The sequence below is a fragment of the Flavobacterium yafengii genome (genome assembly GCF_030010375.1).
In the GTDB taxonomy this organism is placed as follows: domain Bacteria; phylum Bacteroidota; class Bacteroidia; order Flavobacteriales; family Flavobacteriaceae; genus Flavobacterium; species Flavobacterium yafengii.
In genome coordinates this window covers 1433838-1447574 of sequence record NZ_JASCRY010000001.1, presented here as the reverse complement: position 1 = coordinate 1447574, position 13737 = coordinate 1433838, and the positions used below count along the sequence as shown (strand labels likewise).

11 protein-coding genes are annotated in these 13737 nt (G+C 34.9%); 4 read left to right on the top strand and 7 right to left on the bottom strand.

Translation table 11 applies throughout. The annotated features are described in order from the left end of the window. Positions 1-788: 788 nt before the first annotated feature. Positions 789-1655 (bottom strand): alpha/beta hydrolase, encoded by an 867-nt coding sequence (locus QLS97_RS06320; protein ID WP_282715081.1) that lies wholly within the window; start codon positions 1653-1655, stop codon positions 789-791. 382 nt (positions 1656-2037) lie between these two features. Here QLS97_RS06320 and QLS97_RS06315 point away from each other — a divergent pair, with 382 nt between their 5' ends. After that, complete coding sequence (locus QLS97_RS06315; protein WP_282715079.1) at positions 2038-2433, top strand: FimB/Mfa2 family fimbrial subunit; 396 nt, start codon at positions 2038-2040, stop codon at positions 2431-2433. Between the two features lie 77 nt (positions 2434-2510). Here the strand turns inward: QLS97_RS06315 and QLS97_RS06310 are convergent, their stop codons facing one another. Continuing rightward, on the bottom strand, positions 2511-5963 hold the full coding sequence (locus QLS97_RS06310; protein WP_282715078.1) for a methylmalonyl-CoA mutase family protein: 3453 nt from the start codon (positions 5961-5963) through the stop codon (positions 2511-2513). 319 nt (positions 5964-6282) lie between these two features. Here QLS97_RS06310 and QLS97_RS06305 point away from each other — a divergent pair, with 319 nt between their 5' ends. Further along, positions 6283-6990: a DUF4197 domain-containing protein gene (locus QLS97_RS06305; RefSeq protein ID WP_282715076.1), complete on the top strand. Its 708-nt coding sequence runs from the start codon at positions 6283-6285 to the stop codon at positions 6988-6990. 125 nt (positions 6991-7115) lie between these two features. Next, positions 7116-7970 carry a formyltetrahydrofolate deformylase gene (gene purU, locus QLS97_RS06300; RefSeq protein WP_282715075.1) on the top strand — a complete coding sequence of 285 codons (855 nt, stop codon included), beginning with the start codon at positions 7116-7118 and terminating at the stop codon, positions 7968-7970. Positions 7971-8074: 104 nt separating this feature from the next. Here purU and QLS97_RS06295 read toward each other — a convergent pair whose 3' ends face one another. The 4 genes from QLS97_RS06295 to pyrF form a co-directional block, all read right to left on the bottom strand. Then, positions 8075-8731, bottom strand: coding sequence for a VOC family protein (locus tag QLS97_RS06295; protein WP_282715073.1), 657 nt, complete (start codon positions 8729-8731; stop codon positions 8075-8077). A gap of 311 nt (positions 8732-9042) precedes the next feature. After that, positions 9043-9828, bottom strand: a complete 786-nt coding sequence (locus tag QLS97_RS06290; protein WP_099714677.1) for an alpha/beta fold hydrolase — start codon at positions 9826-9828, stop codon at positions 9043-9045. 251 nt (positions 9829-10079) lie between these two features. Continuing rightward, a complete protein-coding gene (locus QLS97_RS06285) occupies positions 10080-10874 on the bottom strand; it encodes an ABC transporter substrate-binding protein (RefSeq protein WP_282715071.1) in 795 nt (264 codons plus the stop codon). A 73-nt stretch (positions 10875-10947) separates the two neighbouring features. Further along, positions 10948-11760, bottom strand: coding sequence for an orotidine-5'-phosphate decarboxylase (pyrF, locus tag QLS97_RS06280; protein ID WP_282715070.1), 813 nt, complete (start codon positions 11758-11760; stop codon positions 10948-10950). 290 nt (positions 11761-12050) lie between these two features. Between pyrF and QLS97_RS06275 the strand changes: the two genes are divergently transcribed. Then, positions 12051-12320 carry a hypothetical protein gene (locus QLS97_RS06275; RefSeq protein WP_282715068.1) on the top strand — a complete coding sequence of 90 codons (270 nt, stop codon included), beginning with the start codon at positions 12051-12053 and terminating at the stop codon, positions 12318-12320. A gap of 107 nt (positions 12321-12427) precedes the next feature. On the opposite strand, the gene prfA is transcribed toward QLS97_RS06275, so the two are convergent. Beyond that, positions 12428-13504: a peptide chain release factor 1 gene (prfA, locus tag QLS97_RS06270; RefSeq protein ID WP_099714674.1), complete on the bottom strand. Its 1077-nt coding sequence runs from the start codon at positions 13502-13504 to the stop codon at positions 12428-12430. Positions 13505-13737: the final 233 nt, after the last annotated feature.

Below are 13737 nucleotides of genomic sequence, written 5' to 3'. Positions count from 1 at the left end.
AAATCAACCTTCATAAACACATTAATGAAGTAATCCATCATTCAAAAGATTTTTATTGTGGGGAACAATAACTAAATTCTTTTATCTACCAGACAATTGCTTTACAAAGCAATCTTTAAACTTTAATCTAAAACAATCAGTATTGAAATTAATAACTGGTTTAAACAAAAGATTTTTAACTCAAAGGAAAAACTTGTAACAAACGAAATATCTTCAAAAAACAATTTTATGAAGCACTCCATCTAAAAAAGTCCATTTTATTGCAAAGAGTAAAAATACATCTGACAACCAAATAGTTACGTTATAAAAAAAACTTAAATAATTAACTTTTGTTGAATCAAAGTTAACTATAACATCAAAAAAAGAAAAAGAAAGAGCGCTAAACAAGATAAAATTCTGTTATTCCCGACAAGAGACACTATTCGCTAAGAAAAGGTTTACAGCTGCGAAATATTAATACTTAAAAACCTGTTAACTTATTGATAATCAATTAATTAAGTAATATATTATTTAAATTTTGTTAATAAAAAAACAATGTTAAAAAACAGTAATATCCTTTAACATATGAATTAGTAGTATCGATTCTTCATCCAACATTTATTTAAACAATTCTTTCTTTTAAAGTACTGAAAATGAATCCTTTTTTAAGATTAAAAAAACCTCAGGAAGGTATAAAAACATTGCTTTTTATTCTTAAAAACAATATAGCAGTCTAAAAAATGTCAAAAAAAAGACCCTTCATTGCTGAAAGGTCTTTTGTGTTAAAAATTATAATCCAATTCTAATTTCTATTTCACGGCAACAGTGTTGTTTCTTAAAATTTTGCTAAAAAATAACACATGAGAAGGCAATGCATTTTCCCAATATTCCCAAGTGTGAGCTCCTGGACGTTCCGTATAATCATGAGAAACTTTATTATAAACGAGTCTTCGGTGTAATTCCCTGTTAGATTCTATCAAAAAATCATCTACTCCGCAATCTATAATCAATTCCAGTTTGTTACTTTTTATTTTGTCAACCATATTTAAAACAGCATTTGAGGCATACACTTCCTGTGACGCTCCTTCAATTCCAAAAACAGGTTCCATTAATTTAGTAACTCTTTCCTTAGATTCCGGATTAATCAAGCTTCCCATATCAACAGCTCCGCTCATACTTCCTGCGGCACAAAATAGTTCTGGGTGTTTTGTCGAAAGATACAATGCTCCGTGACCTCCCATAGAAAGTCCCGTAATTACACGTCCTTTTCTGTCATTTATTGTTCGATAGGTATTATCTACTTTCTCAATTACTTCTTTTGTAATATAGGTTTCAAACTGACTTCCTTTATTAACAGGACTATCCAGATAAAAACTAAATGTTTCTCCTTCCGGCATTACAATTATGATATTATACTGATCAGCCAAATTGTGCAATAAATTCTTATCCGGGGTTTTAGACAACCAATCATTAAAATGACCATAAGCACCGTGCAACAGATAAAGAACAGGATAGTTAACCTTGCTTTTAGCATAAGAACTTGGCAATACTACCGCAGCTTTATAGGTTTTATTCATAGCTGAACTCGGAATTTGTAACGTATCGGCTTTTGCACCATAAGAATGTATCGTATGGCCCAAAAGAAAAAATAAAAATAGAATCTGAAGTTTTTTCATTTGAAAGTTTTTTGGTGATTGAAAAGTAAATATACACTTTTTCAGAAAAACTTGCTTTATCGTTTAAAAATCGAATACACTTTACAAAAACAATTGATTCATTTAGAACTGCTTAATTCCATATTGATGTGTTTTTGTAAAAAAAATTCAATTAATAATTAACTCCACATTAAACAAAAACCTCTTACTTTTTTTATTTATAAATTAAACAATATATACTTTTTTAACATATATGAATTTATAAATTATCAAATTTTAACCATAATCGACATTATGATGATAAAATAGCACCTAAATCAGAAAATATAGTTCTATTCCGTAAATGATTCTTATCCTAATTTTACAATAGAAATTTTAACTATTAATTTAAAAAACTAGAATTATGAAAAACATTTTAAAATTAAGTTTATTGTTGATAGTAGCAATGACTAGTATGAGTATGTATGCAATTGATGATAATTTTTTACTTAATGTAAAAAAAGGAAACGGAAATGAAATTAGCTTTACTCTAAACCAAATTAAACAAGCTAATGTATCTATTTATGATGATCAGAATAATTTAATCTACACCGAAAAAGCAAAAGGTGAAAAAGGAATCTCAAAGACCTATAATTTAGACGAATTTCCCGTGGGAACGTATTATTTGGTTGTCGAAAACAGCCTGAAAAAAGTGAAACACGAAATTATTATCTCGGAACAAAAAACATTTTTAACAACAAAAGCAATCTCGGAAGTGTATAAACCGACATTGAAAAATCAGAATCTGGCTGTTAATTAATATTCTTCCAGAATCGTATTAAAAAAGGCTGTCTTTGTAGAGACAGCCTTTTTCTTTAATTATAATAATGAAAATTTCTACATATTTCTTCTATACTGCCCGCCTACTTCAAACAAAGCTGAAGTAATTTGTCCCAAAGAACAAACCTTCGTTGCTTCCATTAAATGTTCAAATAAATTTTCGTTTTTAATGGCTGCTTCCTGAAGCGTATTTAAATGCGCATTCACTACATCCTGATTGGACTGGTGTAAATGGTTCAACATATCAATTTGGTATTGTTTTTCTTCTTCTGTGGCACGAATTACTTCGGCCGGAATTACGGTTGGAGAACCTTTAGAACTCAAGAACGTATTCACACCAATAATTGGAAATTCACCCGTATGTTTCAACGTTTCATAATACAAACTTTCTTCCTGAATTTTACTTCTTTGGTACATGGTTTCCATAGCACCAAGCACTCCGCCACGTTCAGTAATTCTATCAAATTCCTGTAAAACTGCCGCTTCCACTAAATCTGTCAATTCTTCGATGATAAAAGCACCTTGAATTGGATTTTCGTTTTTGGCTAAACCTAATTCTTTATTAATAATCAACTGAATTGCCATCGCACGACGCACTGATTCTTCCGTAGGCGTGGTGATTGCTTCGTCATACGCATTGGTATGCAACGAATTACAGTTATCATAAATGGCATACAAGGCTTGCAAAGTCGTACGAATATCATTGAAATCAATTTCCTGTGCGTGCAAAGAACGCCCGGAAGTTTGAATGTGGTATTTCAACATTTGCGCACGTTCGTTGGCTCCGTATTTATTTTTCATGGCTTTCGCCCAAATTTTACGCGCTACACGACCTATAACGGCATATTCCGGATCTACACCATTCGAGAAAAAGAATGATAAGTTTGGTCCAAAATCATTGATATTCATCCCACGACTTAAATAATATTCCACATATGTGAAACCATTCGAAAGTGTGAAAGCCAATTGCGTGATAGGATTTGCACCAGCCTCAGCAATGTGATATCCTGAAATAGAAACCGAATAAAAGTTTCTTACATTCTTAGTAATGAAATATTCCTGTACGTCACCCATCAATCGTAGGGCAAATTCAGTAGAGAAAATACAAGTATTTTGTGCTTGATCTTCTTTAAGAATATCTGCCTGAACCGTTCCACGAACTTGTGACAACGTTCTTGCTTTTATGTCGTTATACACTTCCAAAGGTAAAACCTGATCTCCGGTTACACCCAAAAGCATCAATCCTAAACCGTTATTTCCTTCAGGTAAATCCCCTTGATAATATGGTCTTTCGACTCCTTTAGCTGCGTATATTTTTTTTATTTTTGCTTCAACTTCTTTTTCAAGACCATTTTCTTTGATGTAAAACTCACATTGCTGGTCAATCGCCGCATTCATGAAAAACCCTAACAGCATTGGTGCCGGACCATTGATAGTCATACTCACCGAAGTCATCGCGTGAACCAAATCGAAACCAGAATATAATTTTTTGGCATCGTCCAAACAACAAATAGAAACTCCGGCATTACCGATTTTTCCATAAATATCAGGACGTACATGTGGATCGTTTCCGTATAAAGTCACACTATCAAAAGCCGTTGACAATCGTTTTGCAGGTAAACCTGCGCTTACATAATGAAAACGTTTGTTGGTTCTTTCTGGTCCGCCTTCTCCTGCAAACATACGGGAAGGATCTTCTCCTTCGCGTTTGAAAGGATACAATCCAGCAGTAAAAGGGAATTCTCCGGGAACATTTTCCTGCAAACACCAACGTAAAATATCACCCCAAGCTTTGTACTTTGGTAACGCAATTTTCGGGATTTGAGAATGCGAAAGCGACTCTGTATGCGTAGCCATTTTTATTTCCCTGTCACGAACTTTAAACGTATAAACTGGATTCTTATACTTGTTTACTTTTTCGTCCCAAGTCAAAATGATTTCCCAATTGTACGGATCCAAATCCATTTTTACTTTATCGAATTGATTCAGTAAAAGATTCAAAAATATTTTGTCCTCAGCAGCACCTGGTTTTTCAGATTCTAAAGCACTTGGCAAAACTGAATCGTCATTAATTCCTGCTTTGTTTATTTCAGGTATTTTCTTGGCTACCGTTTCAATCGTTTTGAAAATTCCGTATAATTTTTGGGCTACTTGTTCTTGGCTTACCGCCGTCACATCATATTTCCTATTGCTTTCGGCAATTTCAGATAAATAACGGGTTCTGTGAGGTGGAATAACGAAAATCTTCTCGCTCATTTCACGAGTGATTTGGAACGTTGATTTCAAATCAGAATTCGTTTTCTCATGGACTTTGTCCATTATTGCTTTGTACAGCGTATTCATTCCCGGATCGTTAAACTGCGAAGCAATCGTCCCGAAAACCGGAAGTGAATCTAAATTAGCATCCCACAGATTGTGGTTGCGTTGGTATTGTTTTTTCACATCTCTTAACGCATCAAGAGAACCGCGTTTGTCAAATTTGTTTATTGCTACCAAATCAGCAAAATCAAGCATGTCGATTTTTTCCAATTGGGTTGCAGCACCAAATTCCGGTGTCATAACATATAAAGAAACATCAGAGTGATCCATGATTTCCGTATCGGATTGCCCGATTCCAGAAGTTTCCAGAATTATAATATCATAATTTGCCGCTTTAATTACTTGAATCGCATCGGCAACATATTTTGACAAGGCTAAATTAGATTGACGTGTAGCTAATGAACGCATGTAAACACGAGGATTATTGATGGCATTCATTCGGATTCTATCGCCTAACAAAGCACCTCCTGTCTTCCGTTTTGATGGATCGACAGATATTAATCCGATTGTTTTTTCTGGGAAATCGATAAGAAAACGACGCACTAATTCATCTACTAATGATGATTTTCCTGCTCCGCCTGTTCCTGTAATTCCAAGAACCGGAATCGTATTATTTTCATTCTTTTTTTGAATTGCTTCCAATGTTTTGGCCGCAACATCCGGAAAATTCTCTGCTGACGAGATAATTCTGGCAATTGCTTTTGGATTTTTTTCTTCCAAATGTTTTATTTCATCCGTCAGTTTATCGCCAACAGGATAATCGGATTGTTGCACTAAATCGTTTATCATTCCCTGTAATCCCATCGCGCGTCCGTCATCCGGAGCGTAAATTCTGGTGATTCCGTACGCTTGTAATTCGGCAATTTCAGAAGGCAGGATTACACCGCCGCCGCCGCCAAATATCTTGATTTTCCCTGCTCCTCTTTCCTGAAGCAAGTCGTACATGTATTTGAAATATTCGTTATGTCCTCCTTGATAGGAAGTTATCGCAATCGCATTAGCATCTTCTTGAATTGCTGTATTGACAACTTCTTCCACACTTCTATCGTGGCCCAAATGGATTACCTCAACACCTGTAGACTGAATAATCCTACGCATGATGTTGATTGCGGCATCGTGACCGTCAAAAAGAGCTGCAGCGGTTACAATTCTTACTTTATTGTTAGGGATATATGGTTTTTGTTGTTCCATTTTATGAATATGATAATTTAAGCCTGCAATTTACGATTTTATTTTAAAAATTATTTGATGTTGCTGCTCGTTGTTAATAAATAAGGAAGAATTTTGTTATTTAGCCCCGATTGAAGCGGCATCTCCCGATTTAGAAAAACAAGGCTTTTATCAGCCGTAGTTTTTATTTATCGGGAATACAGCGGAAAGCGGGACAAATCCTGATTAATAAAACTAAAGTTTGTGCTCCTAAAGAATAGTTGGCTTTGTTTTTGAATAAGTAGTATTTTTACAAAAGCCAAAGGGCAAACAGACGAAGTAAACTAATACAATAATTACGATGAAGAAAATTTTAATAATAATGATGGCGGTTTCGCTTTCCAGTTGTGCCGAAATGCAACAGGTTATGAATCAATTTCCACAAACGCAAGGAATTGGTGGTGTTGATATTGCCGGCGGATTGAAGGAAGCATTGAACAATGGAATTTCAAAACAAGTAACAAAATTGACAGCTACCGATGGTTTTTACAGAAATGAAGCTGTTAAAATTTTATTGCCGGAAGAATTGAGAAAAGTGGACGCGGGTTTGAGAAGAATTGGATTAAATTCTTTGGCTGACGAAGGTTTGAAAGTATTGAATCGTGCTGCTGAAGACGCGGTGAAAGAAGCGACTCCAATATTTGTTGATGCCGTTAGAAACATGACTTTTATGGATGCCAAAACAATATTGATGGGAAATGAAAGTTCAGCTACCACTTATTTACAAAACAGCACTTCGACCGCTTTGTACGGAAAATTCAATCCGGTGATTAAAAGTTCGTTTACCAAAGTTGGTGCCGATAAAGTATGGGCCAACATTATTACTAAATACAACAGCATTCCTCTTGTAAATAAAGTGAATCCTGATTTGACGGATTATGTGACCAATCAAGCGCTGAATGGCGTTTTTAAGATGGTAGCAGTTGAAGAAAAAAACATCAGAACGAATTTGAGTTCCAGAACTTCTGTTTTGTTACAGAAAGTTTTTGCCTTACAGGATAACAAATAGATTGAAATTTGGCTGTTTTTTTTCAAACATAAAACAGCCCAATCCAACTTTTTTATAAAAACAAATACGTTTAGTTTTGAAAAACACTATTCATTACTAAGAACAAAGATGAAAACAGAACGCTAATGCAGAAAATTACAATCCTAATCCATTGCGAAGATCAAAAAGCAATTATTGCTTCCGTTACGAATTATATTTCCTCTATTGATGGTAATATTATTTATTTAGATCAACATGTCGATGCCGATGAAAATGTATTTTTCATGCGTTTAGAATGTGAATTCAGTGCCAAAAATTGGAATATTGAAGCTATTAAAACTGATTTTCAAGCTAAGTTAGCTGCTCCGTTCAATATGTCGTGGGAAATGTATACCCAAAACGAAAAACCAAGAATGGCTTTGTTTGTTTCTAAATACGACCATTGTTTGTATGATATTTTAGGGCGCTACAGCGCTGGCGAATTGCCTCTTGAAATTCCTTTGATTATAAGCAATCATGAGGATTTGAAAGCAGTGGCGGAACGTTTTTCTGTACCGTTTCATTATGTTCCTTTCACGAAAGACATTAAAAGCGAAGGCGAGCAAAAACAACTGGATTTACTGAAGCAGTATAATATTGACTTTATTGTTTTGGCACGCTACATGCAAATTATCACACCCAATTTGATTGCGCAATACAAGAATCAAATTATCAATATTCATCATTCCTTTCTTCCGGCATTTCCCGGGGCAAAACCCTATCATTCCGCTTTTAAACGCGGTGTAAAAATCATTGGTGCCACCAGTCATTATGTGACCGAAGGATTGGATGAAGGTCCGATTATCGAGCAGGATATTGCCCGAGTTTCACACAGTCATTCTATAGAAGATTTTATTATGAAAGGGCGCGATCTGGAACGCATGGTTTTGGCCAGAGCCATAAAACTGCATGCCGAGAGAAAAACAATGGTTTATGACAATAAAACGGTAGTGTTTTTATAAATCCTCACCCCAACCCTCTCCAAAGAAAAGAGAACCAAACCCCATAGAATTAAAGGATATTGTCTATTTTATATAAAATGCTCGCTTATTGGTGAGCATTTTTTTTAACCTGAAATTTCAATTTCCCTCGTTTTTCCATTATTGTCAAATACTACTTTGGTCCAAAACGATTTTGCTTTTTGATGCGTTGGATACCAATCCCGGTTTTCTTCCACAAGAATAAAAAGTCCAGTATCGGTTCCTAAAACGATAAACTTTTCTAGTTTTGGTTGTTTTGAAAAGACCGAAAGACCGTATTTATTAAACATTTCATCACTAAGCTTTGAAACATTTTTGGTCACAAAACCTATTTCGCTTACAGAAAGAATTGACAATCCATTAAATGGTTTTTCTGAAGTATTATCAAGGCTGAAACGGGCAATAAATTCTAAAATATTTCCATTATTGTCATAGAAATAAAAAGACTTTGCGTTCCAGTTATAGAAATCGGCAATTTTTTCTGGTGGAACAACCTCCATAATTTCAGTTTTCTTTTCTATCCAAGCAAAGGCTTCCAATACTTTATTATTGGGTATGTCAAAAGCAAAATGATATACCGGTTTTAAATTCTCAGAAAATCGAAAAGTTAGTTTTGTGGAACCAGCGGCAAATGAAACACTCGAATTAGTTTTCGAAATAGTTTTCAATCCGATAACGTCAGTGTAAAACAACTCCGTTTCAGTAATGCTATCCGTCAATAATTCCAGTTCGAGAATATTCATCGTGTTTAAATAAAGTAATTTATCTTTTTAACAAATACACCTCAACGCCCAGCAACTAAATCACTATGAATTTCTAATGGTGCTCTTTAAACCTACTGAAATTCTATAGCCTTAGATGGCGTCAAAATCCTTAAATAAATGCTCCAGAAATAAAGTTAAAAAACTTAACTTATGTACAACAAAGTAATAACAAAATCTTAACAGCAAAACGCTTCCTTATGTGTGATCTTTGCAGAGTAATAAACTGGTTATTTATTATTTTGGTTTTGGTTAGTTAAAGAATTGCCTGCATTTATAATGCAGGCATTTTTTTATTTAGCCGTATTTATAAAGGAAAGAACCGCATCGTTAAAAGCATTAGGTTGCTCCACATTAACTACATGTCCACATTTTTCTATTACAAAGAGTTTTGACGATTTATAATGATTCTCCACTACTTTCCTAACCGATGGCAAAAACATATAATCCTCTTCGCCCATAACATAAAGCGTTGGAATATTCAATTCGACCTGACGGAACCATTTCAGCACCGGATTTATTTCGGCAGTGAGTTTAAACCATTTGATGAATTCTTTTTGATATAATTTTTTAGCTTCATTGATAAAAAGAACACGAGATTGCTTGTGACTTTTTTTAGGCATGATGACAAAGGCAAAAAACTTATATAAAACCAAATATGGCAATACATATTTAAACATATTCCCCAATCGCATCAATACTTGAGAACGGAAATTCATTTTCAGGATTGCGCCGCCAAGAATCATGCTTTGCACGCGCTCCGGATACATTTCTGCCAATTGTCTGATGAGTATGGTACCCAAAGAAATGCCAACAAAATGTGATTTTTTAATTTTAAGAAAATCTAAGACTTCCAGAATATCATTGGCCAAAGCCGAAAAGGTATATTTCTGTTTGAAAGCCGTCTTTAAAGTAGGTTTTGATTCGCCGTGACCCCGCAAATCCAATAACAATACATTATACTGTTTTTTAAAATCCCGAATTTGCTTAAACCAGATAGAAGAACTTCCACCGGCACCATGAACAAAAGTTACCCACTGATCGGTGTTTTTATTTTCGTAAATGGTATAATTAATCACTTGGTTTTTTTTGTAAAAATAGGACTTTAATTTTAAATCCCAATCTTAACAAAAAATAATGCTGGTTTTATAATTGTATACCTTAAATTTGCAAAAAATTTACACCCATGAAAGGATTATTGAAAGAGAAAAGTGAAATAGAAAAGCTTAAAAGAGAATACCAAATGCTCTCAGAACTAAATTTCAACTTCGACAAGACCACTGTTAAGTCTACCGTAACAACAGAAGAATTAATTTTAGAGGAATGCGAATTATAATTTTTGATGCATTTTTTTAAAATAGTCAAACGCTTTTAGCAGCCTGCTTCCATACCAAGAAAACATTTCGCCATCAACAAACACCGTTTTTGCATGATGCGTGTGTCTTCCTATTTCGAATGCATCTTCTTCTTTGAAAGGATATGGCTCTGAAGACAGAAAAACCAAATCCGGATCTCCTTCCAATCGCATTTTTTTGAGTTCGATTTCCGGATAACGTGATTTGTTATCATAAATATTCTGAAAGTGGTTCATTTTCAGTAATTCATTGATAAAATTATCCGAACCAGCGACCATAAACGGGTTTTTCCAAATGAAATACGCTGCTTTTTTAACCGGTTTATCTTTGATGAAGTTTTTAAAATCGCTCAAGGCAAAAGCCAATTTGTCGTTCCATTTCTGTGATTCGGTTCTGCAATTGAAGAGCTGACCAAAGTCGGTAATCATTTGAAAATTGTCTTCAATCGTGATGATATTCGTCACCCAAACCGGGCAAATTTTACGCAATTCTGCTACTATTTCTTCCGTATTTTCCTCTTTATTACAAATGATGATATCCGGTTCCAACAACCTGATTTTCTCATAATGCACTTTTTTCGTTCCGCCAACGATTTTCTTGACGGACTTAAAATGATACGGATGCACACAGAATTTGGTAATACCAACAATTCGGTCTTCCAAGCCCAAATCATACAGTAATTCCGTTTGAGAAGGAACCAGTGAAATAATGCGCTTGGGCGATGTTTCAAAAGAATGGGAAGTCCCGAGCTGATCAGTTAGAGTTTTCATGTTTTTTGTTTAAAGTTTAAAAGGTTTAACGTTCAAAGTGTAGCAACTTTAAACATTAGACTTTAAACAATCATTAAGCTAATATCGCTGCCATTTCCTGTTGCATTTTCAACGCTTCTTCTCTTGCTTTTTCAACAAAATCAGTTCCGTTTGACGCATAAATAATCGCTCTGGAAGAATTAATAAGCAACCCAACATTGGCATTCATACCGTATTTACAAACTTCAGATAAACTTCCGCCTTGTGCGCCAACACCTGGAACAAGCAAGAAACTGTCAGGAACAATTTTACGAATTTCAGTAAAATATTCGGCCTTGGTAGCGCCAACAACATACATCAGGTTTTCACTGTTTTTCCACGTTTTAGACGTTTCTAATACTTGCTTGTACAATTCTTTTCCATCAACGTTTAAAGTCTGGAAATCGAACGCACCTTCATTAGAAGTCAAAGCCAACATAATGGTATGTTTATTTTCGAAAGCTAAAAACGGCTCTACCGAATCTTTCCCCATATAAGGAGCAACAGTAACGCTGTCGAAATTCAAGTCTTCAAAAAAAGCTTTGGCATACATCGAAGACGTGTTTCCAATATCACCACGTTTGGCATCCGCAATCGTGAAGATATCCGGATAAGTTGAGTTGATGTAATGAATTGTCTTTTGCAACGACAACCAACCTTTTATTCCGTAAGCTTCATAAAAAGCAGTATTGGGCTTGTAAGCCACCGCTAAATCATGGGTCGCGTCAATTATCGCTTTATTGAATTCGAAAATAGGATCTTCCAGTGCTAATAAATGTTGTGGAATTTTATTCAAATCAACATCTAATCCTACTGCTAGGAATGATTTCTTGATTCTGATTTGGTCAATAAGTTGTTGTGTAGTCATTGTTTAAATTGTGTGCTGCAAATTTATGAAAAAAACCGCAAAAGGATTGGCCGTTTTATAACTTAAAAATTCAATGAATACGCTCTATTTTAATGCTGATCTTTTTTTAAAATTGTCAGTATAATAGATTGTCAAGACTGCACTAAAACTATATTTTTATTTTAAAAGAAATTGATTTTCAATTAAATAAGAGTCAATTATATAAGGAAAATAAAATTTATATAACAAACAAAATCCAAAAGTATGTTATATTTGCAGTAATAATCTAACAATGTAAAAACAAAAAAAACATGAAAAACTTTATCTTATCAGCATCTTTACTTGCAACAACAATTTTGTTTGCAAACGCAAAAGAAAAAATTGATCAAAATGCAATTTCAAAACAACAAAAAATTGCAATTAGCAAAACAACAGATAAAACGGTATATTTCTGGGAAGTAAACACCCCAACTGGTTATGCAAGTGGTTATACGCTTTCTGAAGCCAAAGCATTAAAAACGATAAAATTGATGGCTACAAATGATATAGTGACGTATAGAATCGTTGAAGCCTATAAATAGTTTTTAAAACTAAATATAGGCTTCAATAGCTTATTTTTATAAAAATTATTTCCTTTTGAGGTCCCGAAGAACACAAAAAAAGTGAAACGAATTTCACTTTTTTTTATTTAGAATACCTCGCTGGCTTCTTTCAATTTTTCCATGTTGTTGACTAACGCTAGCTCGTCAACAATTTTCTGAATGTCACCATTCATGATATTTCCTAAATCGTACAAAGTCAAACCTACACGGTGATCCGTTACACGACCTTGTGCATAATTATAGGTACGGATTTTAGCAGAACGGTCACCAGAACTTACCTGAGACGTACGTTTGGTAGCATCTTCCGCTTGTTTTTTAGCTAATTCCTGTTCGTATAGACGGGAACGCAAAACGCCAAATGCCTTGTCTTTATTTTTATGTTGTGATTTTTGATCCTGACATTGCGCCACCAATCCAGTTGGAATGTGCGTCAAACGAACCGCTGATTTTGTTGTATTTACAGATTGTCCACCTGGTCCTGACGAACAGAAGAAATCCACACGTACATCATTCATATCAATTTGTACATCAAATTCCTCTGCTTCCGGCAATACCATAACAGTCGCTGCTGATGTATGAACACGTCCTTGCGTTTCTGTTTGCGGTACACGTTGCACACGGTGAACACCCGCTTCAAACTTCAAGGTTCCGTACACATCTTCACCGGTAACTTCAAAAATCACCTCTTTGAAACCACCCGAAGTTCCTTCATTCATATCCACAACTGAAGTTCTCCAACCACGGTTCTCACAATATTTCGTGTACATACGGAATAAATCCCCTGCAAAAATACTCGCTTCATCCCCACCCGTTCCGGCACGAATCTCCACCATGACATTTTTGGCATCTTCCGGGTCTTTAGGAATCAACATAAATTTGATTTCATCCTCCAGTTCCGGTAATCTTTCCTTTGCTTCTTCCAGTTGCATTTTGGCCATTTCGGTCATATCTGCATCACTGTTATCGGCTATTATTTCGTTTGCTTCTTCAATATTCGCCATAATCAGCACGTATTCATCGCGCTTTTCGGCCAAAGCTTTTAAACTTTTGTACTCTTGATTCAATTGCACATAACGTTTCTGATCAGAGATAACATCCGGCTGGATGATTAAATCCGATATCTCATCGAAACGTTGTTTTACTATTTGAAGTCTATCTAACATTTTCTTATTCCTTTTATTGGAGTGCAAAAATACGAAAAAACTATTCAGTTTGCAAGGCTCCTAATTGAGATTGTCATTGCGAACAATAAGGAACGAATTGTGTGACAATCAGGAGCTATTTCCTGCTATTCGCTGTATCTTTTTCTGGTCTCGTTAGAAAAAACGAGACCAGAAAAAGGATGCCGCTGCTATCAGGGCTAGGGCATTTGTGCTAAAAAGACAGCGTTTACGGT

Coding starts and splice junctions, on each gene's coding strand:
- QLS97_RS06320 (WP_282715081.1), bottom strand. CDS start 1,655: ATGAAAAAACTTCAGATTCTATTTTTATTTTTTCTTTTGGGCCATACG.
- QLS97_RS06315 (WP_282715079.1), top strand. CDS start 2,038: ATGAAAAACATTTTAAAATTAAGTTTATTGTTGATAGTAGCAATGACT.
- QLS97_RS06310 (WP_282715078.1), bottom strand. CDS start 5,963: ATGGAACAACAAAAACCATATATCCCTAACAATAAAGTAAGAATTGTA.
- QLS97_RS06305 (WP_282715076.1), top strand. CDS start 6,283: ATGAAGAAAATTTTAATAATAATGATGGCGGTTTCGCTTTCCAGTTGT.
- purU (WP_282715075.1), top strand. CDS start 7,116: ATGCAGAAAATTACAATCCTAATCCATTGCGAAGATCAAAAAGCAATT.
- QLS97_RS06295 (WP_282715073.1), bottom strand. CDS start 8,731: ATGAATATTCTCGAACTGGAATTATTGACGGATAGCATTACTGAAACG.
- QLS97_RS06285 (WP_282715071.1), bottom strand. CDS start 10,874: ATGAAAACTCTAACTGATCAGCTCGGGACTTCCCATTCTTTTGAAACA.
- pyrF (WP_282715070.1), bottom strand. CDS start 11,760: ATGACTACACAACAACTTATTGACCAAATCAGAATCAAGAAATCATTC.
- QLS97_RS06275 (WP_282715068.1), top strand. CDS start 12,051: ATGAAAAACTTTATCTTATCAGCATCTTTACTTGCAACAACAATTTTG.
- prfA (WP_099714674.1), bottom strand. CDS start 13,504: ATGTTAGATAGACTTCAAATAGTAAAACAACGTTTCGATGAGATATCG.